Origin of the sequence: Belliella buryatensis (genome assembly GCF_900188245.1) — a bacterium.
Classification (GTDB): domain Bacteria; phylum Bacteroidota; class Bacteroidia; order Cytophagales; family Cyclobacteriaceae; genus Belliella; species Belliella buryatensis.
In genome coordinates this window covers 98,759-124,503 of the sequence record NZ_FZOK01000005.1, presented here as the reverse complement: position 1 = coordinate 124,503, position 25,745 = coordinate 98,759, and the positions used below count along the sequence as shown (strand labels likewise).

Here is a 25,745-nt window from a genome sequence, read left to right as displayed (position 1 = left end):
CTATTACTTGAAAATGTTACCTAGTCTAAAGGTGAGCATAAATACAGGCTTTATCATTATAGAATTAGGGTAGATTGTTGTATGATTAGGAATATAAATTGAATCAAACTTATAAATCCTCCAAGTTGAAGCGTTGCCTATGGCTCATGGATTTGAAAAAAGAAGGAGTCAAACCAGTCACCTGCTTAAACTGCCTAGACAAATGTGAAATACTATTATAATGCATGATGTGGGAGATTTCGGTAAAATTCAGTTCATCATATATGATAAGTTCTTTGATTCGCTCCACCTTATGATTGATGATGAATTGTTCAATTGTCATGCCTTTAGTTTTTGAAAAAATTCCTGCCAACTTGTGGTAGTCCTGTCCCATTTTTTCACTAAGAAATACTGAGAAGTTTACCTTAGGTACATCATCAGAGTAATGTACCATTTCTACAATGATGTTAATAATCTTTTCGATCAACATAGAATTTTTATCATCCATCAGCTCCAATCCTGATCTATGCAATCCCTTTTTTAGTTTCTCTTTCTTGGTTTTTGATAAATTCTTGAAAAGCATAACTTCTCCGAGTTCTACCGACTTATACTTGATATTCAATTTTTCAAGTTCAGACTTAACCATCAACTTACATCGTAGGCTAACCATGTATTGGATGAAAATTTTCATATTTATCTTTTAAGTCAAAAATTGAACAGTAACAATATCAAGTTTTAATATGTCCCTAATTCTAGCTGTAGAAAAAACGCTTAAATAAAGTCCAGCCCTTCTATTGAAAGGTTAAGTCAGTCAAAATCTTTCACTAACCTGTTGTAGGTGATTGCAGATTCTCCCTGTTTTCATCGAAGTATACTAAGTTGTATTTGAATCCATTACTTTGTTTAGAAGTATTTCTCAAAAGATCCAATCGACAGGGATTCTCCACCTAAAGTGTGATAAATATAAAAAATTAAAAACACAGCAAATTAAACTTGCTCAATAATAGGGATTTAGAGTCTTATAAAAGTTTTTAAAAATCTAATTAAGATTATTTTCACCTTAAAATAACATTAAAAATATTAGCAGTCAGGAGTTTATATCACTGCAACTTTTTAAAACCGATTTGATAAAAGTCAAAGTAAGGAAATCACTTTTGCCATTGTTGTGGTTAACCATGACTTTGCTTTTATCATTACAGCAAAGGGAAATAAATCAAAGACCTTCAAGGTTTGAAAAACCTCAAAGGTCTGAATAGTTTCCTATGTTCTAATTTCCTGATTCTTGATACTTATATCTTTAATCTAATTGCCTGAACATTGACTTAACCTATTTCGCTTCTTCCGCTACCATCTCCTCAAGTACGGACTCAATTTCCGGTAAGGACTGATAAAGTTGCTCGTAGCTTTCGATGATGAAGTACTTATCTTGGAATTTATCTTTCCAATAAGGCGTGTTCATAATGCGTCGAACATCATATTCATAGTGAGCAGGCTCGTCTGACAAACTATACTTGGTCTCTCCGGCTGAGCTTAATATTCCTGCGCCATAGATACGAAGCTCTCCATTTTCTCTTATCAAGCCAAACTCTATGGTGAACCAATAGATTCTAGACAAAACTTCTATAGCCCACTTATTCTCAATATGCTTCAAAGCTAAACCACTTAAATTCTCTAAGAAGTCTACATAGGGTTGATTGGTCAACATTGGCATATGCGCAAAAGCATCATGGAACATGTCGGGCTCTTCGAGGTAGTCCAATTGCTCCATTTTTCTCAACCATGTTGATGAACAAAAGTGCTTATTATTCATCAAGCCAAAGAAGAGATCATCATCAATCAATCCTGGCACTACTTGAATGGCCCAACCTGTACTTTCAGCTAATCGCCTATTTACATCCTCAAAATCAGCTATCTTATCCGCTGTGAAATTAACTTCTTTGATCCCTTCAAGGTAGGCAATAGAAGCAGCTTTTGGAAGATTGACAATTTGTCTTTCAAATAAGATTTTCCAGACTTTGAAGTCCTCTTCTGTGTAAGCAGCATAGTCCTGCTTCATCTCTTGTAATCGTGGGTCAGTGAAGACCCAGTCTTTTGGCTTATTTGTCATTTATATTTGGGTTATATTCGATTCAAACTTCAAGTAATCTCAATCTTACTTTCCTCAAATTTAATCAATCTCCTTAACTCTACCATTATTTTTATGCGAGAGGCGATTAGAGCAAAGCAAATGTTTTTCTCATGGCGAAAGTCTTTCTAATCTGATCTGCAAGCAAGGCACTTTGAGCAAAGTCTAAGGTCTGCTGACCATCTGAATAAGCTTTTTCAGGAATCTCGTGTGTTTCGTAGATAATTCCGTCAGCTCCTGACATCACGCCCGATAATGCCATCTGTGGTACGTATGCACGAATACCAATACCATGAGATGGATCAACCACAACTGGCAGATGAGATTTGGCTTTCAAGATAGGTACGGCATTTAAATCAAGTGTGTTTCTGCTCGCCTTTTCATAAGTCCTAATGCCACGCTCACAAAGGATCAATTTTTCATTTCCTCCTGAGAATACATATTCCGCAGATTGCAACAATTCTTCAATGGTTCCTGAGATGCCGCGTTTAATCATCACAGCTTTATCTACTTTACCCAATTCGTCGAGTAAATTGAAGTTCTGCGTATTTCTTGCACCTACTTGATAGATATCTACATAAGGATACATTTCCTCTATTTGAGACACTTGCATCACTTCTGTTACGATCTTGATACCCGCTTCTTGAGCTAGTTCATACCATAGTTTCAGTCCATCCAAACCTAATCCCCTGAACGCATATGGACTAGATCTGGGTTTGAAAACCCCACCTCGCATCATTTTGATATTGTTCTCTTTGAGGTGTTGGATTACTTTTCTGATTTGCTCTTCTGATTCAATTGAGCAAGGCCCGGCCATAATGGCCATATCACCGTCTTTGATAAACACACCATCACCTAGGTCAATAGAAGTAGGTTTAGCTTTCCATTTTTTGGAAACCAACTTATATTCATCTGACACGATATGGATATCTTCGATACCTTCTTTTTGTCCGATTCGACGAATATCAAAATCACTTTTACCTATCCCTACAAGGTAGTCCCCTAGTTGTGTTTTCACTTCTGTGATTTTATAACCGATCTCATTGACCTCTTTGATCAATGATTCTTTTTGCCTTTCGGTAATATCCTGTTTTAATTGAATAATCATAACTTAATGGATTACAGACTTGATATAAGCGTGAATATCAGCTTTCAAGTCCTTGCTGTCTTTTACTTTTTTAATAAATGCACTTCCTATGATGGCTCCGTTGCTGTATTGTGATGCAGTGCCAAAGGTCTCTGCGTCCGATATGCCAAACCCTATCAACCTAGGATTTTTTAGATTCATTTCTTTAACACGCTTAAAATAAGCTATTTGATCTTCCGTGATTCCAGTCTTGGCTCCGGTAATGCTATGGGAAGAGACCATGTAAATAAATCCATTGGAATGCTCATCGATCTCTCTGATACGCTGCTCACTAGTCTGGGGAGAAATCAAAAAGGTATTGCTCAGCCCATATTGTTCAAAGAGCATTTTAAATTCATCTAGGTATTGCTGCATGGGTAGGTCAGGCAAGATCAATCCATCTACACCCACTTCTTGGCATTTCTTTAAAAAATCTTCCATACCATATTGGATAATTGGGTTAAGGTACCCCATCAATACAACAGGAATGCTCACCGTCTGACGCATATCATTGATTTGTTCAAAAAGCTTCTTCAAACTCATGCCATTTTCAAGGGCAATCATGTTACTATCTTGGATGGTCGGTCCATCTGCGATCGGATCCGAGTAAGGCACTCCTATCTCTATAATATCAGCACCAGCAGATTCTATGGCTTGCATTGTCGGCAAGGTATCTTCTAATGTGGGAAATCCGGCTGTAAAATAGATCGATAGTACCCGCTCTTTTTTATTTTTAAATAATGTGTGTATTCGATTCATTGAAACTCTAAGATTTTAAAATTAGTTGGAAAGTTTTAATGTTTTAATGTTTGAAAGTTAATTGGAAGATTTCAAAATTATAAGATTGGCGAAAGCGGAATAAAGATTATTGAGTTATTAGATTATTGTTGATCTGTGTCTTTTATATCAAGTCTCATATCTCACATTTGTTTTTACTTCTTGACTCTCATTTCCGAACTTCAAAATTCGAAGTTTGACATTCAACATTCGACATTATATTATTTTTGAATTCAGAACTCCGAATTATGAATCAAGAAGTCTGGATTATGGAGTTATTAATTGATATCATCCTTAATTCCTCAAACCTCTACCTTCATCCTTCATCCTTCTTTTCGGTTGCCACAAAGACACCAAGGAGCAAAGGGAATATTTTCGGTTTTATGACTGCAAAGCGGTTTTAACCCTTCATCCTTCTACCTTTATCCTTATTTCCAGTTGCCACAAAGACACCAAGGCGCAAAGGGAATATTTTCTGTTTTATGATTGCAAAGCGGTTTTAATCCTTCATCCTTCTAGCTTTATCCTTATTTCCAGTTGCCACAAAGACACCAAGGTGCAATAGGAATATTTTCGGTTTTATAACTGCAAAGCGTTTTTAACCCTTCATCCTTCTACCTTCATCCCTCAATATCCACCCCACTTGATATAAGTATCTAGGTCCTTATCTCCTCTACCAGAAAGGTTGATTACGATGATATCATCTTTTTTGAATTCGATCATATTCAGCGCATGAACAGCATGGGCTGTTTCAATGGCCGGAATGATTCCTTCCATCCTACTCAGCTCTATACCAGCTTTCATCGCGTCTTCATCTTCTACAGCCACAAACTCTGCTCTTCCGATGTCAAACAAATGTGCATGAACAGGTCCTATACCTGGGTAATCCAAACCAGCTGAAATGGAATGTGGCTCAACAACCTGTCCATCTTCTGTTTGCATCAGTAGGGTTTTGCTTCCATGCAAAATACCTGGGGTACCCAAAGCCGTAGTAGCAGCAGACTTACCCGAACTTACTCCCAAACCTGCGGCTTCGGCAGCAACCAATCTTACTTGTGGTACATTATAATAATGGTAAAAAGTGCCCGCAGCATTACTACCTCCACCTACACAAGCAATTAGGATATCTGGATTTTCTGTTCCCTCTTTCTCTAGAAGTTGTTTTTTAATCTCGTCTGAAATCACAGATTGGAACCTCGCCACCATCTCAGGATAAGGATGAGGTCCTACTACAGAACCAATGATGTAATGTGTATCCACGGGATTATTGATCCATTGACGCATGGCTTCATTCGTAGCATCCTTGAGGGTTTGACTTCCCGATGTGGCAGGTACTACTTTTGCGCCCAGAATTCTCATACGCTCTACATTTGGGCGCTGCCTCTGTATGTCCAAAGCACCCATATAAATCGTACAGTCCATGCCCATCAAGGCACAAACTGTCGCTGTAGCAACACCATGTTGACCTGCGCCTGTCTCAGCGATGATGCGCTTTTTACCGAGTTTCTTGGCTAAAATAATTTGACCCACGGTATTATTTACTTTATGCGCTCCTGTATGGCAGAGGTCTTCTCTTTTGAAATAAATTTTTGCACCATACTTTTCGGACATGCGCTTCGCGAAATATAAAGGGGTAGGTCTTCCCACAAAATCTCTCAACAAGGACTGAAACTCCTCTTGAAATTCAGTAGTGGCCACGATTTGCTCGTAGTTATCTCTCAATTCTTCTATGTTAGGATGTAACATTTCAGGGATATACGCCCCACCAAACTTCCCATAAAACCCTTTTTCGTCTACTTTTATCATCACTCAATCATTTAAGATCTTTAATTAATCGATTTTTTAATTCAGTTATTCACCAGTTCCTTGAACTCCCTGATTTTTTCTATATCCTTCATGGCAGGTTCGATCTCAAATTTGGAATTGATATCCAGACCTACAAGCTGAGGCAGCTTATTTTGTAGCCTTTTGATATCAGTAACATTTTCAATTGATAAACCACCGCTCAGCAGAAATGGCTTATCAAAAGGATAATTTTCTAACAAATGCCAATCGAAAACCTGTCCACTTCCCCCGTATGCCTTGGTGAAGGTATCGAATAGGAAATAATCTACAATCGGTAAATAAGGCTCTAAAACTCTCCAGTCAATTGACTCTTTGACAGCAAAGACTTTAAAGATTTCAAGCCCCGTTTGAGCCTTTAGGTCTTTTGTAAATGCCACAGATTCATCTCCATGAAGTTGAATGGTCGTCAATCCAAAATTCATGATGCATTTTTGAATTTCTTCCAAGCTTGCATCAACAAAAACACCAACTTTATTTACTGGCAATCCCCCTAAAGCTACATGTGCTTCCTCTGAAACAAACCTAGCTGATTTGGAATAGAAAATCATTCCCATCCAATCCGGTTGTACTTTATCTATCAAATCTTGCGCATTTTCAAGGGAGCGCATACCACATACTTTCAATTTCATTTTTCCTGAATCATTCCTTCTTGGAGCATCAGCTCTCTGAATTCTTTCATGAAGTTATAGGCCGCTTGATGAGGCCTGCTAGACTTCATGAAATTCTCTCCTATAAGAAACCCTTCAAAACCAATTTTTTTCAATTCTATTAGTGTTTGTGGTTGAGAGATCCCACTTTCCGATACTTTAACAAATTGTGAAGGAATTTGATCTACCAAATCATAAGAAGTTTGCAAAGAAACTTCAAAAGTCTTCAAACTGCGATTATTTACGCCCACTAAGTCCAATGAATCATTGAGAGCAGCTTGTAATTCTTCCGCATCATGTACTTCCATCAAAACCTCTAGCCCAAGCCCTTTGGCAAATAATGCCAATTCTTCCAGTCTAGCTGGTTCCAATGCCGCTGCTATCAAAAGGATGCAATCAGCCCCAATAGACTTAGCTTCAATGATTTGATACTCGTCAATAATAAAATCCTTTCTTAAAATCGGGCAGAAATTGAATTTTCTAGAAGTGATTAAGTCTTCATTTTTCCCTCCAAAGAAGTCTTGATCGGTAAGGATTGAAAGAGCAGAAGCTCCGGCTTGCATATAGCCGATGCTTGTAGCTTCCACTTGCGCATTGGCATTGATGATACCTTTGGAAGGTGACTTTCTTTTGAACTCTGCAATGATCCCTGTCTTCTCCGGATCATTGATGTAGTCTTTCATAGACACCACCGGGGAATCAAAGAAGATGCTTTTTTCCAAAAGTTTCACAGGAACCAAACTGCTTTTCTCTGCTACTTCTTGTTTCTTATGGGCAATGATTTTATCTAAAATATTCATATTGTATTTGATTATGCAAATGAAATGGAGGTCTTTGGGTTGACCAATTTATTGAATTTTTCCAGTGCTTTTCCAGTCATCAATGATTCTCTTGCATTAGCAACTGCATCTACGAATGAAAGTGCTGGATCAGCTGTATGTAATGCCGCAGCTGCATTGGCAATCACAACTGCGTTTTGGGCTTCTGAACCTTTGCCTTTAAGGATGTTGTCAAAGATTTGAGCAGATTCAGGGATAGTCTCTCCTCCTTTAATCAATTCTGCAGAAATAGTTGGCAAATTGATCGCTGAAGGGCTGAAGAGTTTTTCTCCATCTTGGGTAATCATCTTAAAATTTCCCGTCAAAGAAATCTCATCATAGCCATCCAAAGCATGCAAAATACTGAACAGGCCTTCTTGATTTTGGTAGAGATAGGCATAAAGTCTAGCCAATTCTAAGCTAAACACACCTACCAATTGTTTTTTAGGAAAACTAGGGTTTACCATTGGACCGAGCATATTGAAAAAAGTCTTCACTCCTAGCTCTCTTCGGATAGGGCCTACATTTTTCATAGCAGGATGAAAAAGTGGCGCATGCAAAAAGCAAATTCCAGCTTCATCTAGACTTTTTCTGATCTTGTTCACATCATTAGTAAACTCGTAACCAAAACTTTGCAACAAATTGGACGAACCACAAATTGAAGATACCCCTGTGTTCCCATGCTTGGCAACATTTTGACCGGCTCCTGCTACTATAAAAGACGCTAGTGTAGAGATATTGAATGTATCTTTGCCATCACCTCCGGTACCACAAAGATCCATGGCATCGTATTCAGCTATTTCTACTGGTATACATTGCTCTAGCATAGCTTCTCTGAAACCACCCAGCTCTTCTACGGTCACAGAACGCATCATATAGACAGTCAAAAAAGCGGCGATCTGACTTTGATTATACTCACCTGAAGTGATTTTTAATAATACCTCCTTAGCCTGCTCCTTGCTCAGCGTCCGGTGTTCGATCAGGTGATTGAGTATTTCTTTCATTTTCTTTTGCGTTGAAAGGTTAAAGGTTTTAAAGTTTTAAAGTTGGTCCTTTGTTTCTTAATTGTTGCTTATGAATCATATGTCTAAGGTCGCATCAGCGGCTGTGGACAAGTATGCTCACTTTTCAAATCTGATTCATCAACTCAGCCAATTTTTCATCATTTCTATACCATGCTCTGTCAAGACTGACTCTGGGTGAAATTGGAGGCCTCTGACCTTGAAGGCTTTGTGCCTCACTCCCATAATCTGTCCATCTGGTGTTTTGGCGATAACTTCAAGATCAGAGCTTAGTGTCTGCTCATTGATAACCCATGAATGATACCTGCCAATATTAAACTTAACCGGCAAACCTTCAAAGAGCAGATCTTTTTGTACAGTGACCTCTGAGGCCAATCCGTGGACTACCTCTGACAAATTAGTCAAAGAAGAACCAAAAGCCTCACCAATCCCTTGGTGCCCAAGACATATTCCAAGGATGTCTTTGGAAGCAGCATATTTTTTGATCAGATCTGGCATGATACCAGCTTCAGAAGGAATGCCTGGACCTGGGGAAAGCAGAATCTTATCATAAACTTCGATTTGCTCTAAATTGATTTTATCATTTCTATATATATCCATTTCATAACCCAGCTGTCTGATGATATACACCAAGTTGTAAGTAAATGAATCGTAATTATCAAGGACAAGTATTTTCATTTTTTAATAAGGTTGGAAGATTTAAATGGTGGAAAGTTTGAATGTTTGGGGTAATTAAAGCTCTTATTTATAGATACCGATAATAATCACCAAGAAGCTTTATAGTTTTTAAGTTTTAGGGCTTTGATTACTTTTTTGATTATAATCAATTAGGTAGTTTATTAAAGATTTGATTCTTGATGACAGATTAATAAGCTCCGACCTTAAATCTTCATATACCTTTTGATCTACTCTGCCTGCGGCTACTAATACGGCTAATTGACTTCTAACTTCACCAGCAGAACCTTTGGCATAGTGTAAGAATTTGATGAACATTTTATTATTGTTGTATTCAAATCCTTCGGCAATGTTATTTGAAATTGAAATTGCCGCTCCTATAAGTTGATCTCTTGACTTGTAATCATTCTTCAATGGAGGCAAGTCTGCAATACGATAAATTTCGACGGCAATTTTTAGTGCCTCATTCCAAATATCTAAATCTTCAAATGCTCTGACCTTTGCCATTTCATCAAACAATTAAACCCAATAAACACATATAGACCACATTATTAATAAGACATTATAGAAACGATGAACATTTCAACATGCTAACTTTATACCATTCAACTTTTTCTAAATAACCTCTGCGGCTTTGAGAGCGACTCGGAGGGCTTCGAGTTTATTGGAAACTTCCTGGAGTTCGGACTGAATCGAAGACTTGGCAACCACGCCTGCGCCTGCTTGGAACCTCAGTTGGTTATTTTCTGAGACAAAGGATCGGATCAAAATGGCATGGTTGAAATCACCATTGAATCCAAGAAATCCGATAGCTCCCCCATAAAACTTTCGGGAAGTATTCTCCAATTCATCTATAAGCTCCATAGCCCTGAACTTTGGCGCACCTGATAGTGTACCAGCAGGAAAAGTGTCTGCCACTAGCTGTAACGGATTGGAATTTTCGGGGAGTACACCTGTGACTTTGGACACCAAATGGATGACATGGGAATAATATTGAATCTCTTTGAATACTTCAACTTCGACCTTTTCAGAAGACCTACTCAGATCATTTCTAGCTAGATCCACAAGCATCACATGCTCTGAGTTTTCTTTAGGATCATCATAGAGTTTGATAGCCAATGCAGCATCAGCTTGGTCATTACCTGTTCGCTTGAAAGTACCTGCTATGGGGTAGATTGTTGCCTTGTTATTTTTGACCACTATCTGAGCTTCTGGAGAACTTCCAAAAACCTTATAAGATCCATAATCAAAATAGAAAAGATAAGGTGAAGGGTTAACTGATCGCAAAGCTCTGTAGACATTGAACTCATCTCCTTTGAACTTGGTGGTAAAGTTTCGAGAAAGTACGATTTGGAATACATCTCCTCTAAAGCAATGTTCTTGGCCTTTTTTGAGTATATCCAAAAACTCTTCATCGGTATAATTGGATTGCTCCTCACCTATCAACTTGAAGTTATATGCTGGGATATTCTTATTATTCAATAGCATCTCAAGCTGAGGAAGAATTGCTGATTTCTCCTCTCCTTCCACCTGATGCTCTAGTAGGTGCATTTCATTTTTGAAATGATCCACCACAATGATATTTTGATACACGGCATAGTGCATCATTGGAATCGAAGAAGGTTTAGTGTTTTCTAGATGGATATCTTCAAATCTAGCAACAGTGTCATATTGCATATAGCCAAATATGCCATTGGTTATAAACTTCTGCTCCAAGGAAGGCGCATCGAACTTGGCGGAAAAACCTCTTAGTTGGTCAATCAACTTATCCTTTGCACCTAATTTGTATGTTTGAACTTCATTGTCAGGTAATTGCTCCTTTACAAATTGTCCATCAAACGAGAAAAAGGCCAAAGGATTGAAACAAATATAAGAGTAACTATTCTCTTGACCGTGGTAATCAGAACTCTCCAGAAGGATAGGATTTGCATACCTATCCCTGATCTGAAGGTAGATGCTCACAGGTGTGATTGTATCTGCTAAAAGCTTTTTATATTGGGTTTTCAGTTTGACTTGATTCATCATTGATTGTTATTCGGTTATTTTTTTGGAATAAAAAAAGGCTTACTGGGGAAAACCAGCAAGCCTAAATATATCATTTCATCTTAGATATTAGACAACAGCAATTGGTTCTTCCCCGAGAAAAGAAGTCAAATGCCACCACCAATATTTTGCTTGAATACTATTCATTATCTTTTTATTGCTTCAAATATAGAGAAGCGTGATCGATTGACAAAAATGATTCTGAAAAAGTTTCAAAAATTTTCACTAAAGATACTTTTTGAATTTAAACGGCAAGATAGGCGTAGATTATTTTGTTTATGAGACGTCAATGATTAATCCAAAAATGAATTGGCTAAAACAATGATCGATTCTAAATATGCATTTATCTTTGATTCCCAAACAAGACTTTATACTGTATGCCTACTCTATTTAAATATTTCAAAAGGACTTTTGATGATTACAAAGTTCTGGTAAGAGTCAATACGGAAGATTTTACAGGAACAGAATTGATCATCCACCCTGATGGGAAAATCGAAAAAACGGAGATGGAGTTTGACGAGGAAATATTTGACGACTTAGCAGTAGACGAGTTTGAAGAAGCTGGAGCTATGGAATTCAATCTTTACCTTATTGGGAACACATAAAAAAACCGGAGGTTTTTCCTCCGGCTTATGTTATTCTTCATTTTCTGATGGCTGAGCTGGCATCCATGCTGGAGAGATTTCACGCTCCTCAATTTTAACCAATTCTTTGTTTTCAAAAGTCGCTAATATATAAAAGCGTTCTCCCCTATTCACCCTGTAAGTAATAAAAGGTCCCTCCATGTTACTCATGACAGCATCTTTGTTTTGTCTCAAAAATTTCCTCTCTGTCATACCTTGTTGAAACTCTTGTCTGGGAGTAAATACAGCACAAGAACCCAATAAAAACACTGTGAAAATAAAAACGATAGATTTTTTCATATGATTATAATTTGTTTTTGAATTTTATAGATAAAACCACTTCAGATTTTTATATTTCTATTAATGGTTATATCCCAAAAACTCTGCCACACTTTTTAATACTGAATGTGAAACACTTAAGCTGCTATTTTAGCAAATTCAAGTTTCAGCTTTTGGAATCGCTAATTTTTGACTTACCTTTGTTTTGGCGGTACGACCAGCTCCTGCTGAATCCCCCAGGTCCGGAAGGAAGCAAGGGTAGGCGGTCGTAGCGGTGCGATACCGCCTCTTTTTTTTAAACTCAGCCTTTCTTATCTTTTACATATATCAGCTTGAATCTTCCTTTTTGATTTTCTCTTTGCTCTATTTCAAATCGATCTATAGATGCAATCATTGGTGTCAATTTCTGAAAACCATAGTTTCTTGAATCAAAGTTCGGTTGTTTTTTCTGAATCAGATTCCCAATATCACCCATAAATGCCCATCCTTCTTCATCAGCTAAATCTGAAACTGTAGCAGCAATCAGGCGAATCAATTTTGGATTTATCTTGTCTACTTGAGGTCTGTTTTTTGGCTTTCCTTTATCTTCTGCTTCTTCTTCATCTTTTTGTAAAATTTCAAGGTAAATAAACTTATCACAGGCTACTATAAAAGGCTCTGGTGTCTTTTTTTCTCCCAGACCTATGACCGTCATTCCTGCTTCCCGTAGTCTTGTAGCTAGTTTGGTAAAATCACTATCGCTTGATACGATACAAAAGCCATCTACTTTACTTGAATATAGGATATCCATGGCATCAATGATCATCGCAGAGTCTGTTGCGTTCTTTCCTGTAGTATATCCATATTGCTGAATGGGATTGATGGCATTTTCTAAAAGGACATTCTTCCATTTTGAGAGTTGAGGCTTGGTCCAATCACCATAGATACGCTTAATGGTGGGATTACCATATTTAGCGATTTCTTCCATCATTTCCTTGACCTGCGCAGAAGGCACATTGTCTGCATCAATCAGGACTGCAAGTTTGTTATCTGTCTGCATGATATTATTTAGCTAATTATTTTGATTCTAAAATTATTTATATGTTATGATTCTTTGATATTAATATCAAATCAATGGTTTTATCGCTCACTATTAGTCAACATCAATAAGTATCTTATCCGCCGTGGTGGATCGAATATCAACCAATATCAGAGCGAAGTTAATTTGTTTTTTTTCTTTAGGTCATGCCAAAGTTCTGTATATCTATACTAAATATACCGAAATTTCACCGAAAGATTTATTGATTCTAAACGGTACTGCTTTATTTGCGTCTGTAATTTTATTCATCTTTTAAAAATCAACAGAACATGATCGTATCTACCACACCAACCCTTGAAGGTTATGAAATCAAAGAATATTTAGGAATCGTCACAGGAGAAACCATCATAGGAGCTAATCTTTTTAAAGACTTCTTCGCCAGCATCACTGATATCGTCGGTGGAAGATCTAGCGCTTATGAAAGGGTACTCAGAGAAGCAAAGTCCACAGCCATGACCGAAATGCAAATGCAAGCCAATGCATTTGGAGGCAATGCTGTAGTGGGTATAGACCTAGACTATGAAACCATCAGGGATGGTATGCTCATGGTCACCGCTAGCGGCACTGCTGTCAGGGTAGTGAAAAAAGAGGTCTAATTTACATGCCATTATGTACCCACTGAAGTAGGTAGCCGCAGAGTAAAGCACCATATGTCCCTACGGCATAACCCAATACAGCCATCAAAACTCCCACAGGGGCCAAGGCTGGGTTAAAAGCTGACGCAACTATTGGTGCAGATGCGGCTCCTCCTACATTGGCTTGAGAGCCTACTGCTACAAAGAAGAAAGGCGCTTTGATTAAATAAGCGACGAGCAACATAAACAATACATGGAAAAACATCCAAATAATTCCTATCAAAAAGTAAAGTGGATTATCAAAGATCGCCATCAAATCCATCTGCATACCAATGGTCGCCACCAAAATATAGAGCATCACTGATCCCAATCTCGAAGCTCCTGCTCCTTCCATTTCTCTGGCTTTGGTAAAAGACAAAACCAATCCACCAGTAGTTGCAATCACCACTATCCAAAAGAAAGTAGAATCCAAAGAGTAATCACTCAGCTGTGGATAATTTGCTCCAATAAATGGAGCTACATTGTCAGCTATCAAATGCGCCAGAGCTGTAATCCCAAACCCAACCCCAAGAATCTTCATCGTATCAGCCATACTTGGAATTTTCAGAATGCTTTCCCTATACTTTTCTACCTTATCCTGTAATTCATGTATGGCAGAACTGTCTGCCTTGAATAATTTATCAATTCTACCTGGCTTGGCAGCCCAGTAAAGCAAAACAGCCATCCAGACATTGGCTACCAAAACATCTACGGCAATCATCTGAGAAAATAAGGTCGGACTTGCGCCAAAAATCTCTAGCATTGCCGTCTGATTAGCTCCTCCACCTATCCAGCTACCCGCTATGGTAGACAACCCCCTCCATATTTCATCTGGCCCAACACCACCCAATATTTCAGGATAAATAATAGAAATAACAAAAAGTGCCATAGGGCCTCCCAATACAATCCCTAATGTGCCTGCTAGAAACATTATCAAAGCTTTGGGACCTAGTTTCAAGATTCCTTTGAAGTCTATACTTAAGGTTAATAGCACAAGAGAAGTCGGTAACAAATACCTGGAGGCCATAAAATACAAATTGGAAAACTCACCTGAAATCAAACCAAAAGAATTAAGAACTGCTGGAATGAAATAGCATAATAATATTGAGGGAATAACTCGGTAGAATTTTTTCCAAAAACTATTGCTACTGGATGAAGTAGCGAATACTAAAGCTAAAATTCCAACTAAAATTCCAAAAACTACTGCATCATTGGTCAGCAAGGGCGTATATTCTTCCATCATATTCGGGTTAAATGAAGTACATAAATACATCAAAAGCCCGAAAAATCAAACTTAGGAATTTTCCCAGAGGTACATGAATTCACCCAGCATCATGGCCGTAGCCCCCCAGACCATTTCATTTTCAATATCAAAATAAGGTGCCTTCAATTGGTATTGTTCTCTCACTGTGATCTTTCCTTCTTTTCGAATACTCACATCAGTCAGTTGATTTACAGGGCAATTGATAATTCTATCGACTTCGTAAGGATCAGGCTTGAACAAGGGCGTTTCCTCCATAAACCCTATGAATGGAGATACCAAAAAATTACTTGGTGGAATAAATAAATCCGAAAGCTTTCCAACGAGCCTAACTTTCTTTGGATCAATTCCAATTTCTTCCTCAGCCTCTCTCAAAGCAGTCATACTTAAATCCACATCTTGTTCTTCCCACTTTCCTCCGGGAAAAGCTATTTGTCCACTATGAACTCCATCATAGCTTGGTCTTTTAATAAATGGAACTAATGTTTGATTATCTTCAGGGTAAAAAAGCATCAAAACAGCACCCTTGCGCGGATTTTTCAAAGCACCTTCCGCAAAGCGGGTTTCATCCACTGGCTGAGGTGACATCATCATTTGACCAACCCTGCCAGGAAGCGGCTGAGTCAGCATTTTTTCTAGTTTTTGGATAATTTCTTGAAACTCCATTTTGATTTAGGGAACCTCTACAGTAAATCTTTTGGTCAAAAAACTCTCTCTCCCATAAGATTGTGAATGAAGTGGATTATCATATTGAGAAATCAATCCGGGCTCTGGATAAATCACCCAAGCCTTAGGAGATACTCCTTGTTCGTCCTCAAAGTGTCCAACGACCAACAATGCTTCATTGTTTAACCAAACAGCGTCTTCAAAAGCACCCGAAGGACCAATAAATAAAAGTCTCTCCCTCATGCCATCAGCCCGAAAATAGGTAACTTCCGAGTCAGGGTTGAAATATGGTCTCCCCTGCTCTGGGTAGACAATCTTGTAACTGTAGATATCTACCGTTCCTTCACCTTCTGGATGCTCCAGCAGATAAGGGTAGAAAGGATTGCCTTTCGTAATGAAATTTTCTTCAGGTCGTTCGATTCGATCTATGGAATCCCTTCGTGAAAGTTGAAAATCCTTTAGATTAAAACTACCCTCTGCTGCTTTCCAATGAGCAGACCATTGCTGGAGTTGCTGAAATCCTATCTCTAGTAATTGTTCCTCTTCAATTGGAATATGAACCTTGGATACAGCTTCATTTTCACCTTCTTTTTGATCACCTCCACAAGCATAAATTAAAATCATGACTATTGAGAAAATAGAAAAGCGGAGCAAAGGAGAAAGCATCATATCAAAATTGATTTAGGAGATACGAAAAAAGTGTAAAATCTCCAGAAATCAAAAAAGGTTCGAACATTGTCCGAACCTTTTTTATCTCTCAAACCTATTAAACCTATTGTAGATATTCAGTGTATGAATAACATGGCAGAAAGGTAGAAAATGTTTTTTTATTGTCCAAACAATCGATTGCGAAAATTTTATTTTGTGCGATTAATCGGATTGTTTTCTTATCTTTTTTACTGCTAATCACCTGAATAAAAAGTAAATCCATCTAAGAATCGATTGTTATGAATAAGCTTTTCAAACTTGTTAAATTTGAGCTTATAAATACCAAATAGATTCGTTAATTTCATTTTTTTGTAATAGAAAAATCTAGCAAATAGCGTGAAAAACATTATAGAATTTACCACAAAGAATATCCTTGAAGGTTTTGGACTTTACCTAGAAGAATTCAATGAACTAACGGCACTTGCACCTGAGTTTTTCAAAAATCGTCAATGGACAGCGATGCAAGCCAATCATAAAAAGCGACTGAGACTCTACAAAGACTTTATAGCGAAATGTAGAGTGAAAATCATCCAAGAGATTGGTGAATTTAAAAATAAAAGCACTTTTTGGCTGGAAGTGAAGCAGCACTTTTCGATGATAATCAGTAATAGAAAAGACAAGGAGCTTGCTGAGACTTTTTATAATTCCATCATCAGGAAAACTTTCGCTGACTTAGCTGTAGACGATAGTCTTATGTATGTCCATGAAGGGTACAATACCTGTGACCTTCACCCTAATAAAAACCTCTATCACACCTATCCATCTGCTTGGGGATTACAAAAAATCATCAGACAAATTATGGATGATTTTGATTTTGGAGTCAAATACTTTAACAAAGAAGAGGACATTCAACTACTTGTGAGGGCAGTAAGGGAAGTCATCCTCACCCGATACGAACCTACCAAAGACACCGTCACGCAAGTGCTCAAAAGTGTCTTCTACAGAAACAAAGCTGCCTATCTGATAGGAAGAACAAGAGTTGGAGGAAAGTGGATGCCTTTTATCATTCCATTTTTGCATAACGAAAATGGGATCTACGTAGACACTATGATATTTGATCCTAGGGTAATGGCACATATGTTCAGCTTCAGTAGGTCCTACTTTATGGTCGAAACAGATATCCCATCACAAATGGTCTCTTTTCTCAACGCCGTGATCAGTCACAAGCAGATACACGAACTCTATAATGCCATAGGATTCAATAAACATGGCAAGACCGAGTTCTATAGAGACTTCTTGATCCACCTTGAAAATAGTCAAGATCAATTCGAAATAGCAGAAGGTATCAAAGGAATGGTGATGACGGTATTTACTTTACCAAGCTATAACATTGTCTTTAAATTGATCAAGGACCATTTTGAACCACCTAAAGACATGACGCGGCAGCAAGTCAAGGATAAATATAAACTCGTATCTCTCCATGACAGAGTCGGAAGAATGGCCGACACACATGAATTTGAATACTTTTCAATTCCACTTGATCGGGTCAGCCCTACATTGATGCAGGAGTTGAAAAACACCGTCAATTCACTTTTAATATTCACAGAAAAAACACTGATCATCAAACACCTATATACAGAGAGGAAAATGATTCCTTTAAATCTTTATTTAGAAAGTTGTGATTTAGAAGATGCTAAACTTGCAGTGGAAGAGTATGGCAATAGTATTCTTCAGCTTGCACAAGCCAATATTTTCCCAGGTGATATGATGACAAAAAACTTTGGCGTAACAAGACAAAAGCGGGTTATCTTCTATGATTATGATGAAATTGAATTCCTGACAGATATGAACTTCAGATGGAAACCTCAAGCAGAAACCTACGAGCAAATCTATGCTCCCACTCCTTGGTATAATATTGCTAAGAATGATGTTTTTCCTGAGGATTTCAAAAGATTCATGATTGGAAGAGTAGATGTGAAGCCCTATTTTCTGAGTTACCACGAGGAGTTATTCAATCCGGATTATTGGTCACAAATTCAGGAAAGCATCAGAAAAGGGGAGCTCCTTCACGCTTTTCCTTACCCAAAAGAAATCAGGTTTAGACCTGAGCAACCTGCTTAGAATGGATATCCGATTGCAAAATTGAAAATCAACCTTTCTCGTCTCCATGTTCTACTTCTCACATCTAGGCTATTCCCCCAGCGCTGATCCTGTGGCAAGTATGGAATTCGCATCGGTGTAGCAAAATCAAAGCGTAGTACAAAGAATTCAATATCAAAACGAAGTCCAACGCCTGCTCCTACTGCCAATTCATTCCACCAATCAGATGTAAACTTCCCCCCAGGTAAGGCTTCATTTTCGTTCATCAACCAGACATTACCTGCATCCATAAATACCGCTCCCTTGAGTATGGAGACCAAAGGGAACCTATATTCAATATTGCCTTCAAAACGAATATCACCAGCTTGATCAAAAAATGCTGCTACCCCTGTAGACTCTGGCCTATATGTCCCTGGCCCCACAGACCTAATTCGAAATGCACGAATGCTATTGGGTCCTCCAGCAAAGAACTGCTTTACGAAAGGTAAAGATTCTGAGTTTCCATAAGGTAGTCCAACCCCTCCAAAGAACCTTGTTGCGATCGTATGATTTTCATTGATTCTAAGATAATATCTCAAATCCAAATCACCTCTTGCATATTGAGCATAATTAAGTCCCAAAAAAGTACCCTCTTCTCCTCCAGTAACCCTATTAGCTAAACTCAGTCCATTGCCTGCAATATCTAAAGTAGTCCCTACAAATAATCCATGTCTTCTAAATCTCCCTGAGAGCTTATCGTAATTGAAAGTATAATTGACACCTGCAATAAATTGCTGCTCAAAACTTCTTCTAAGAAATGGATTATTATCCAAAATCTCCTCGAATTCCGGGGAAGTCCTAGAGAGATTTACCACATTCAAACTAATAGGATTAATCTCATGGAAGACAAAACGGTTTGCATTCCAAAAATAACCATAGTTTGCTGAAAAGGTATTTAGTCTATACAAGCCACCTCTGCTTTGATATTCTGTCCCTAGGCTCATTTTGGTCTTTGGAACTGAGTAAGAAAAGCGTTCTTTTATTGGGATGAAAAAAACCACTCTTGGGTATACCAAGTCCGCCTTCAGTCCGAGCTCTACAGAATTTAAGCCAGAGAGATCTCCACCTGCAATTTGAGTCTCATAGGCAAACTTACCTGTTAGGCTAAAAGTCTCTCCACCTTTATATAGATTTCTGTTCCTGTATACCAAATTCAAAGCAGGCCCTGCAAAATTATTTGATTTAGACACACCTTGAAGTTCCGCTCTAATAGAACGCTTGGTCAAAGGAGAAAGAAAAATATTTGCATCCAAATTACCATGTGTTACACTATCTTCCGCTTCTTCGTATCTCAAATTAACAAACCTGTAAGTCCCAATAGAGCTTAACCTATTGCTTGTCAATCTGGATTTTTGCGGACTAAAGCGCTCGTCTTTCTCTAGCAAAATATACTGTTCCAAAAGCTCTGGTCTAAAAACCTCAACACCCTGAATAAAATCCTTTCCATCTATACTTACTGTATCTAGTCTTTCTTCCTCTTCCATGACAGAATAATTAGGAAAAATTCGAATATTTCTGACTTTGTAAGGAATGATGCCTGTTTGAGGCACATTAGACCTAAATCTTAGAAAAAGATCAAATTCCCGGTTATCAGAGACATTTGTATCCGCTTCAAAAATCAGGTAATTAGGATTAAAATTATAATATCCCATTGATTTGAGCTCTTCATCAATCCGTTCTTTTTCATCCTGCATTTTGGAAAGGCTAAACCTTATTCCTGATTTCAAAGGAGAGTCTTCCATCAATTTGATGATTTCACGATCCACTTCTAAAGAATCACGATCAACAGAAAGTGAACGGAGCAGGTAGGGCTCAGAAAGCTTTACCTTGTAGGATACTGAAGTGAATTTTTCACCCCTATTGACTTCTGAGGAGGTTTCTGAGTAGAAAAAACCATTGTTTTCTAATCTATTGAACATCAACTCTTCCGTGTTTTGAGGATTAACCTTACTAAAATAAACAGGCTCTTCTCCAAATCGCTTTTTGAGGAATTTATTGATAAAACCTGGTCTCTCTTTACTTCCTTTAAAATGCGTCCAAAGTCCAAAATACATGCCCAGAATTTTACTATTTGGTTCTGGCCTTATCAAACCCTCCAACTCTGACCTTATCGTTTTGATATCATTAATCCTCTCCTCTGAGTCGACCTCAAGTTTTGACCCAATATAAAGCGTCTCATTATCAGGAATAAATTTTTTGACACTGCAACCGTACATGCAGATCAGTGACAAATTGAATGCAATTAAAAATGACCTAATTTTCATTTTCCTCCTTTTTCAAGATATCAAGTTCTTTCTTTTCTTGAGAGTTTCTATCTTGGCCTTCCTGCTTCCCATTTCCGTTTTGAAGTTCATCAATTGGGTTGGTTCCATTTTCAGAAAGATCTACGCCTCTCCATAACTCATAAAATCTATTGAATTCCCTATTGAAAATTAGTCCAAATCCAGTCACAATCAGCTGACCATCAATGATGCTTTCGAATTGATTTTTTCTAAAAGCACGAACTCTATATCGCCCATTTTCAGTCAAGACGTATTCCAAACTAATATTTCCAAGTACTGCATTAGCCTGCTCGGGATTTTGAGAACTTCCCTCTACATCCATCTGGCTTCCTACTTGGACTATCAGTCTATCATCAAAAAATCGTTTACGGGCATTGACATTCAGTTGGGTTCTATCTTGGGCAGATCCACTTTGATAATCAGTAAAACTATCCAAATCAAAATCCAATTCTAAGCCAGTATTCCCAAATACACTACTCGAAAGGGCATTGAGTTGGCCTGAGAGCACTTGGCTAACACTATTTCTCGCAATTGCCGCAGTTCCTCCTCCGGACCCATCACTTCCTGTAGATGGGAAGAACCTGTTCAAAACTAGCAATGAAAATACCTGCTTGTTCAATTCATCCTCTTGTTCGTTGATTTGTGAAACTCTACTATAGACATTCCCTCCCAAGGCTCCACGCTGATCCTCTGGCATATCCAAGCGGAAAGAAATTTCAGGCTTGAGGATTTCACCACCGACGTTCAAAAACACTTGAAAAGGTAATTCTTGTTGATATTGAAGTCTAGCATCAGCACTGGTGCCACTCAGCTGGGAAGCCATCAGTTCAGCAGAAGGTGTTCTCACATTATAAATCGCTGATATATTCATATTTGCATCCATTGGATCACCATTCCAAGCAATGGTACTTCCAGGAGCTATCTCAAATCTTCTGCTGACCAAATTATACAATGACATCTCGTAATGCCCCTTGGTCAGCTCATAAGTTCCGCTCAGTGTAATTCGACCATTCGGATTGATTTCCAAATTGAGATTGGCTTCTCCCGAAACGGATAAATTATCTCCTGATCTTTCATCTACAATGATTTTAAATACTGCGTTGGGATCTACTCTTAATACCGACCTGATATCATACCCAGTAAAAGTATTGAGTATTTCATCAGTCTGTCTCGTCAATATATCATAGGGGTCTTGTCTATTCACAAAAATGACCGTCCCATCCCTTTTGACAAGATCAAGTTGAGTTTCTGGAATGATGACATTGAAATTGGTACCGTCCTTCACTCTAAGATCAGCAGTCACTCTAGGCAAATTCAAATCTCCTCTAATCGTTACATCTGCATCTATAGTTGCTGTCCCATAAAATAAATCATTGTCCTCTCTACTTGAATTGACCGCTCTAAACCCATCTGCTTTTAGCTTGAGATCAAATTTAGGGTTAGTGAAATCTTCAGTGAAGACCTTTCCATCTATGATGAATTTTTGTCCATTGTCATCCTGAAATGTGAATTGATTCAAGCTCAATCCTTCATTATCAACCTTCAAAATCTCCTTTGGAAGATAATATTTTGCATTGAGTTGAGAAACCACAAATCCTGCTTCATTAAAAACTAATTCACCATTGTAATTTGGTTCAATTGTATTTCCACTGGCATTGACTTTTCCCGAGATATATCCATCAGCATTTTTAATCTCTCCCTTTGAAAGTTCTGCTAGGAGTTTCATTTCTATGCGATTGATAGCTATGTCAAGATCAAATTCTCCTCCAGCTTCATCTGCCACAAAATCCCCCGCTAAATCTAAATCTATCCCTCCATCTTTCAATGCAAGTGTAAGTTGATATTCTCCCAAATTAGCTGCCACAGCTTCCATACTGAGATTTCCGAGACCAACATCTAAAGCCTTTAGATCCTGAACTTTCAAATTAGCCAGCATACCTATGGCTCCAAAGGGATTTTCGACCACAAGCTTACCATTCAATAAGCCACCTGCAATCAATTCGTCTGGATTGAATAAACTCGTAAAGGTCTCTAATCTAAAATCTCTAAACTCCAATGCTAAATGTTCTTCCGCAGCATCATCCAAATCATCTCTGATAAGGAATTCTTGGTTATTTCTGAAAAACCTCAAATTTTTAAAATGAAGGTAGTTTTCGGCTATCAAGACCTCGTTATCCTGAGGTATTCCCCATTCCCGTTTATTCAATAACAAATCTTCGGAATCTATATGGATACTTAATGTATCCCCCTTCAGTCCAATATCCGAGGCCACATGGACCATCCGCTGATCTCCATTGAAAGCATTGAAGTCAAAAAACAACCTAGAATCTTCCAATTCTCCTGTAAAATATGTCCTATCCATCGACAATGGCCCGGATTCGAGTTTTAAAAATCCAAAAGCAAGATTCAAATCATCACTATCTGCATTGACTCGCACACCAAGACTATCGATCTCTATTTCACCATACTTCATGTAGGGAAAGTCAAGATTTACCAAAAGCTTAGCATTGGAAACATCAAAATCTACTACCAACCTCGCTGTATCAAGCTTTTCTAGACTCGGTAGCAAGACCTGATTCAAAATAGGTGCTTGATTGAGCTTAAAATCAAGCTTCATTATTACTTCTTGATCTGAAAGGTCTTCTATCAATTCCACCTTATCAATATAGGTTTTCAAATAGGAAGTCAAGGAAGTTATCAAGTTTTCTGGTGATGTATTCGCCGACATTTCCCCATTCAATAGCAAACTCTTCAATTCGAAGTTGGTCTCCTCCTCCCTCACTTTGGCTTGAATATCAAAGCTTCCTAGAGGATAATTTCTCTGATTAAAAACAACAATCGCATCTTTCAAGCTGGTACTTAGATCAAAAGCCTCTAGATTACCATCAAATAATGCATTGAACACCAACCTTCCTCTTACCTGCTGTGGTGTAAGACCCAGCGCATAAAAATCTGCACCTTTCAGATCTAGTAATAAATCCAAATGATAATCCGCAGAATCCAAGGTCAATTTGGTGAGCAATTCGAAATCCAGATATTCAGACTCTAGGCCCATCATCAACTCTCCAGCTCCTTCCGATATCTCTCCCTCAAGTTGCAGACCTGAATAGTCATTGCCATAGATTTTCAATCGCTGAAAATCTGATGTTAACGTTGCATTCAACTTATCTAAAGAAATACCTGATCCCTCAACATTTATTGTAAAAGATAAAGTATCCATTCCTGGGTCTTTTAAAAATGTACCCAATTGAAAATCATTCACTCCAAGCACTACCCCAAAGTCTAAGTCGTCAATATCTCTATACTCCCCGCTTAAGTCTATTTCACCCAAGTCTGACACCAAATTCACTGAAACTTGAAGATCATTCAGTTTCCCTTTTGCATTGCCTTTGATATTAAATTGCTCTGGCAGCTGATAATCCGCAACCAATTCTTGATCTATGAATTTTTCAATTGTACTAGCATAACTTGATACTTCTAGCATTGGAAAATCGAAAAATAATTGATCGGTATCAATAACGTTTTTCAAATTGCCCTGCGCAACAAAATTGCTGCCACCCCAAGAGGCCCGTAGGTTTGGAATCTTCAAACTTTTCAAATCTCCTTTGATGCTAGCATTTGCTAATATTGGATAAAGCGCAAGTTTTTGAATAACTTCATCCTTTGCCAACTCAGGCTGAAAAAAATAAGCATCTCTAACATCTGCTTTTAGGCTTTTTAATCTTAAATCTAAACTTGCCGGTTCGGGCTGAGTGATGAAGTCGGCAAGAGATCTATATCCCAACTGAAAATCAATTTCCAGCTTACTTCTATTCGTTTCTAATTCAATGTTTTTTAATTTGATTTGCCTATCATCCAGTTCAAGACTTCCCAAAAGCTCCTTCAATTCAAAGCCACTAGACTCCTTAAAATTAAAAGTTTTCAAATCAAGTTTGGCTTCTTTGTTATTTAAAAGCACGTTAGAAATATTAAAATTCAACCAGTCAAATTGCAGGGCCTCAGGATTGAAGAAACCTGGAATAGCATCTATATCTTGGGTTTTGTATGAAATCTGATTGTCTTCTAAGTCTATGTAACCTATCTCAATATCCCAATCAGGCCATTCAAATGGAGTAGACGTTTTTTGATTGACGTCTCCTGATGATGCTTTTGTCCCAAAATCAGCAAAAGTTATTTTTGAATTTCTGAGGTCAAGTGATTTAAGTAAAACTTTTTGATCATGTAAATCCAGTTCTGGTAAACTCAACTCAAAAAAGTCAATAGATAGGTTAGCATACTGCCGATTTACTTGATTTTCATAATCTAATATCACCTGATCGAGCGTCAGCTTATCTATAGATAAAAGCAAGGGAATCAAACCATCTTCAGATTTTTCTTCTTCAGTTTCGATAGGTTTTAGCTGTCGATATGAAATCCGACTATCTTGAAGTTTTAACTCTCTAATATCAAACTCAAATGCAGCCAAATCAAGATGTGGAACATCTAACTTAAACTCTTTGAATCGAAAGATGGCTTCCATCCCATCTTTCGCATCCGAATAGCTTAAATCAAAATCTCGAAATCGAATTGGTGACAGCATGATTTGAAGAGGGTCTGAACTTGAAACACTACTTTCAATTTCTACCTGCTCTTGATCAGGTCTTTGGACATCTCCACCAAAAGCGTCTATCAAAAATTGATAATTAAAGTCTTCTTGGTCAACTTCTCTACTGATTTTAGCTTTCAAGCCTTCCCATTCGAGCTTATTGAGGTGAATCATACCTGTACTGATATACTTCAACAAGCCAAAGCCAAGTTCCAAATTGTCTGAATAGATTAAAGTATCACCTTGTAAATCTTCCAAATACAGTTCCTCTAGATATAGATTACCTTGAAAAGTCACATAGAGTCTTCCAATAGATATGGTTGTGTTTGTTTTATCTGTTAGATAATTTGTCGCTTTGTCAACAATAATTCCCTGTCCCCAAGGACTTCGGACAAAAAGCACCAACAAAGCAGCTATCAGGATCAATGCCAACATACTGATTCCTGTGATTTTGAAAAATTTGTAGAAAAACCGTTTGATAATTCCTAGCTGTTTTGGTGAAATTCAAATTCA

The 25,745-nt window shown here is 37.9% G+C and carries 21 protein-coding genes and 1 other RNA gene; 4 read left to right on the top strand and 18 right to left on the bottom strand.

Features of this window, described 5'->3' with window-relative positions:
* Nucleotides 1-109 precede the first annotated feature (109 nt).
* The 11 genes from CHB66_RS06610 to CHB66_RS06560 form a co-directional block, all read right to left on the bottom strand.
* Nucleotides 110-670, bottom strand: a complete 561-nt coding sequence (locus CHB66_RS06610) for a helix-turn-helix domain-containing protein (protein ID WP_089239228.1) — start codon at nucleotides 668-670, stop codon at nucleotides 110-112.
* A gap of 636 nt (nucleotides 671-1,306) precedes the next feature.
* On the bottom strand, nucleotides 1,307-2,086 hold the full coding sequence (locus CHB66_RS06605) for a phenylalanine 4-monooxygenase (RefSeq protein WP_089239226.1): 780 nt from the start codon (nucleotides 2,084-2,086) through the stop codon (nucleotides 1,307-1,309).
* Nucleotides 2,087-2,192: 106 nt separating this feature from the next.
* Nucleotides 2,193-3,212 (bottom strand): 3-deoxy-7-phosphoheptulonate synthase, encoded by a 1,020-nt coding sequence (aroF, locus tag CHB66_RS06600; RefSeq protein WP_089239224.1) that lies wholly within the window; start codon nucleotides 3,210-3,212, stop codon nucleotides 2,193-2,195.
* Between the two features lie 3 nt (nucleotides 3,213-3,215).
* The gene (gene trpA / locus CHB66_RS06595; protein ID WP_089239222.1) at nucleotides 3,216-3,989 is read right to left on the bottom strand and encodes a tryptophan synthase subunit alpha; all 774 of its coding nucleotides are present in this window, start codon (nucleotides 3,987-3,989) and stop codon (nucleotides 3,216-3,218) included.
* 645 nt (nucleotides 3,990-4,634) lie between these two features.
* The gene (trpB, locus tag CHB66_RS06590) at nucleotides 4,635-5,813 is read right to left on the bottom strand and encodes a tryptophan synthase subunit beta (RefSeq protein ID WP_089239220.1); all 1,179 of its coding nucleotides are present in this window, start codon (nucleotides 5,811-5,813) and stop codon (nucleotides 4,635-4,637) included.
* A gap of 41 nt (nucleotides 5,814-5,854) precedes the next feature.
* Entirely contained in the window at nucleotides 5,855-6,481 is a 627-nt protein-coding gene (locus tag CHB66_RS06585; protein WP_089239217.1) for a phosphoribosylanthranilate isomerase, read from the bottom strand.
* Nucleotides 6,478-7,299: an indole-3-glycerol phosphate synthase TrpC gene (trpC, locus tag CHB66_RS06580; protein WP_089239215.1), complete on the bottom strand. Its 822-nt coding sequence runs from the start codon at nucleotides 7,297-7,299 to the stop codon at nucleotides 6,478-6,480. Before trpC ends, CHB66_RS06585 begins: the two co-directional genes overlap by 4 nt.
* Nucleotides 7,300-7,310: 11 nt before the next feature.
* Complete coding sequence (gene trpD / locus CHB66_RS06575) at nucleotides 7,311-8,321, bottom strand: anthranilate phosphoribosyltransferase (protein WP_089239213.1); 1,011 nt, start codon at nucleotides 8,319-8,321, stop codon at nucleotides 7,311-7,313.
* Between the two features lie 138 nt (nucleotides 8,322-8,459).
* Nucleotides 8,460-9,017 carry an anthranilate synthase component II gene (locus CHB66_RS06570; protein ID WP_089239211.1) on the bottom strand — a complete coding sequence of 186 codons (558 nt, stop codon included), beginning with the start codon at nucleotides 9,015-9,017 and terminating at the stop codon, nucleotides 8,460-8,462.
* 108 nt (nucleotides 9,018-9,125) lie between these two features.
* Complete coding sequence (locus tag CHB66_RS06565) at nucleotides 9,126-9,521, bottom strand: four helix bundle protein (protein ID WP_089239209.1); 396 nt, start codon at nucleotides 9,519-9,521, stop codon at nucleotides 9,126-9,128.
* 108 nt (nucleotides 9,522-9,629) lie between these two features.
* Entirely contained in the window at nucleotides 9,630-11,036 is a 1,407-nt protein-coding gene (locus CHB66_RS06560; protein ID WP_089239477.1) for an anthranilate synthase component I family protein, read from the bottom strand.
* 398 nt (nucleotides 11,037-11,434) lie between these two features.
* Between CHB66_RS06560 and CHB66_RS06555 the strand changes: the two genes are divergently transcribed.
* Nucleotides 11,435-11,662, top strand: coding sequence for a hypothetical protein (locus CHB66_RS06555; protein WP_089239207.1), 228 nt, complete (start codon nucleotides 11,435-11,437; stop codon nucleotides 11,660-11,662).
* A gap of 30 nt (nucleotides 11,663-11,692) precedes the next feature.
* Here CHB66_RS06555 and CHB66_RS06550 read toward each other — a convergent pair whose 3' ends face one another.
* Nucleotides 11,693-11,980: a hypothetical protein gene (locus CHB66_RS06550; protein WP_089239205.1), complete on the bottom strand. Its 288-nt coding sequence runs from the start codon at nucleotides 11,978-11,980 to the stop codon at nucleotides 11,693-11,695.
* Nucleotides 11,981-12,163: 183 nt separating this feature from the next.
* Between CHB66_RS06550 and ffs the strand changes: the two genes are divergently transcribed.
* Nucleotides 12,164-12,252: signal recognition particle sRNA small type (ffs, locus tag CHB66_RS06545), an RNA gene on the top strand.
* 8 nt (nucleotides 12,253-12,260) lie between these two features.
* On the opposite strand, the gene CHB66_RS06540 is transcribed toward ffs, so the two are convergent.
* Entirely contained in the window at nucleotides 12,261-12,998 is a 738-nt protein-coding gene (locus tag CHB66_RS06540) for an NYN domain-containing protein (protein ID WP_089239203.1), read from the bottom strand.
* A gap of 308 nt (nucleotides 12,999-13,306) precedes the next feature.
* Here CHB66_RS06540 and CHB66_RS06535 point away from each other — a divergent pair, with 308 nt between their 5' ends.
* The gene (locus CHB66_RS06535; RefSeq protein ID WP_089239201.1) at nucleotides 13,307-13,633 is read left to right on the top strand and encodes a YbjQ family protein; all 327 of its coding nucleotides are present in this window, start codon (nucleotides 13,307-13,309) and stop codon (nucleotides 13,631-13,633) included.
* Nucleotide 13,634: 1 nt separating this feature from the next.
* Here the strand turns inward: CHB66_RS06535 and CHB66_RS06530 are convergent, their stop codons facing one another.
* The 3 genes from CHB66_RS06530 to CHB66_RS06520 are packed head-to-tail and all read right to left on the bottom strand — an operon-like array spanning nucleotide 13,635 to nucleotide 16,247.
* Nucleotides 13,635-14,891, bottom strand: coding sequence for a DUF819 family protein (locus CHB66_RS06530; protein ID WP_089239475.1), 1,257 nt, complete (start codon nucleotides 14,889-14,891; stop codon nucleotides 13,635-13,637).
* Nucleotides 14,892-14,945: 54 nt separating this feature from the next.
* On the bottom strand, nucleotides 14,946-15,578 hold the full coding sequence (locus CHB66_RS06525) for an NUDIX hydrolase (protein WP_089239200.1): 633 nt from the start codon (nucleotides 15,576-15,578) through the stop codon (nucleotides 14,946-14,948).
* A gap of 6 nt (nucleotides 15,579-15,584) precedes the next feature.
* Nucleotides 15,585-16,247: a bifunctional isocitrate dehydrogenase kinase/phosphatase gene (locus CHB66_RS06520; RefSeq protein ID WP_141107377.1), complete on the bottom strand. Its 663-nt coding sequence runs from the start codon at nucleotides 16,245-16,247 to the stop codon at nucleotides 15,585-15,587.
* Between the two features lie 375 nt (nucleotides 16,248-16,622).
* Between CHB66_RS06520 and aceK the strand changes: the two genes are divergently transcribed.
* A complete protein-coding gene (gene aceK / locus CHB66_RS06515; RefSeq protein ID WP_089239197.1) occupies nucleotides 16,623-18,347 on the top strand; it encodes a bifunctional isocitrate dehydrogenase kinase/phosphatase in 1,725 nt (574 codons plus the stop codon).
* Here aceK and tamL read toward each other — a convergent pair.
* Nucleotides 18,344-20,629, bottom strand: a complete 2,286-nt coding sequence (gene tamL / locus CHB66_RS06510; protein ID WP_089239195.1) for a translocation and assembly module lipoprotein TamL — start codon at nucleotides 20,627-20,629, stop codon at nucleotides 18,344-18,346. The genes aceK and tamL overlap by 4 nt on opposite strands.
* Nucleotides 20,619-25,667, bottom strand: coding sequence for a translocation/assembly module TamB domain-containing protein (locus CHB66_RS06505; RefSeq protein WP_089239193.1), 5,049 nt, complete (start codon nucleotides 25,665-25,667; stop codon nucleotides 20,619-20,621). The genes tamL and CHB66_RS06505 overlap by 11 nt, the downstream gene beginning before the upstream one ends.
* Nucleotides 25,668-25,745 lie beyond the last annotated feature (78 nt).

What these genes read in the sequence shown, in the direction of transcription:
- CHB66_RS06535 (WP_089239201.1), top strand. Translation starts at nt 13,307, where the DNA reads ATGATCGTATCTACCACACCAACCCTTGAAGGTTATGAAATCAAAGAA.
- CHB66_RS06610 (WP_089239228.1), bottom strand. Translation starts at nt 670, where the DNA reads ATGAAAATTTTCATCCAATACATGGTTAGCCTACGATGTAAGTTGATG.
- aroF (WP_089239224.1), bottom strand. Translation starts at nt 3,212, where the DNA reads ATGATTATTCAATTAAAACAGGATATTACCGAAAGGCAAAAAGAATCA.
- CHB66_RS06505 (WP_089239193.1), bottom strand. Translation starts at nt 25,667, where the DNA reads ATGTTGGCATTGATCCTGATAGCTGCTTTGTTGGTGCTTTTTGTCCGA.
- trpB (WP_089239220.1), bottom strand. Translation starts at nt 5,813, where the DNA reads ATGATAAAAGTAGACGAAAAAGGGTTTTATGGGAAGTTTGGTGGGGCG.
- CHB66_RS06525 (WP_089239200.1), bottom strand. Translation starts at nt 15,578, where the DNA reads ATGGAGTTTCAAGAAATTATCCAAAAACTAGAAAAAATGCTGACTCAG.
- CHB66_RS06565 (WP_089239209.1), bottom strand. Translation starts at nt 9,521, where the DNA reads ATGGCAAAGGTCAGAGCATTTGAAGATTTAGATATTTGGAATGAGGCA.
- CHB66_RS06605 (WP_089239226.1), bottom strand. Translation starts at nt 2,086, where the DNA reads ATGACAAATAAGCCAAAAGACTGGGTCTTCACTGACCCACGATTACAA.
- trpC (WP_089239215.1), bottom strand. Translation starts at nt 7,299, where the DNA reads ATGAATATTTTAGATAAAATCATTGCCCATAAGAAACAAGAAGTAGCA.
- CHB66_RS06555 (WP_089239207.1), top strand. Translation starts at nt 11,435, where the DNA reads ATGCCTACTCTATTTAAATATTTCAAAAGGACTTTTGATGATTACAAA.
- CHB66_RS06570 (WP_089239211.1), bottom strand. Translation starts at nt 9,017, where the DNA reads ATGAAAATACTTGTCCTTGATAATTACGATTCATTTACTTACAACTTG.
- CHB66_RS06540 (WP_089239203.1), bottom strand. Translation starts at nt 12,998, where the DNA reads ATGCAGACAGATAACAAACTTGCAGTCCTGATTGATGCAGACAATGTG.
- CHB66_RS06560 (WP_089239477.1), bottom strand. Translation starts at nt 11,036, where the DNA reads ATGAATCAAGTCAAACTGAAAACCCAATATAAAAAGCTTTTAGCAGAT.
- CHB66_RS06520 (WP_141107377.1), bottom strand. Translation starts at nt 16,247, where the DNA reads ATGATGCTTTCTCCTTTGCTCCGCTTTTCTATTTTCTCAATAGTCATG.
- tamL (WP_089239195.1), bottom strand. Translation starts at nt 20,629, where the DNA reads ATGAAAATTAGGTCATTTTTAATTGCATTCAATTTGTCACTGATCTGC.
- CHB66_RS06550 (WP_089239205.1), bottom strand. Translation starts at nt 11,980, where the DNA reads ATGAAAAAATCTATCGTTTTTATTTTCACAGTGTTTTTATTGGGTTCT.
- trpD (WP_089239213.1), bottom strand. Translation starts at nt 8,321, where the DNA reads ATGAAAGAAATACTCAATCACCTGATCGAACACCGGACGCTGAGCAAG.
- CHB66_RS06530 (WP_089239475.1), bottom strand. Translation starts at nt 14,891, where the DNA reads ATGGAAGAATATACGCCCTTGCTGACCAATGATGCAGTAGTTTTTGGA.
- CHB66_RS06585 (WP_089239217.1), bottom strand. Translation starts at nt 6,481, where the DNA reads ATGAAATTGAAAGTATGTGGTATGCGCTCCCTTGAAAATGCGCAAGAT.
- trpA (WP_089239222.1), bottom strand. Translation starts at nt 3,989, where the DNA reads ATGAATCGAATACACACATTATTTAAAAATAAAAAAGAGCGGGTACTA.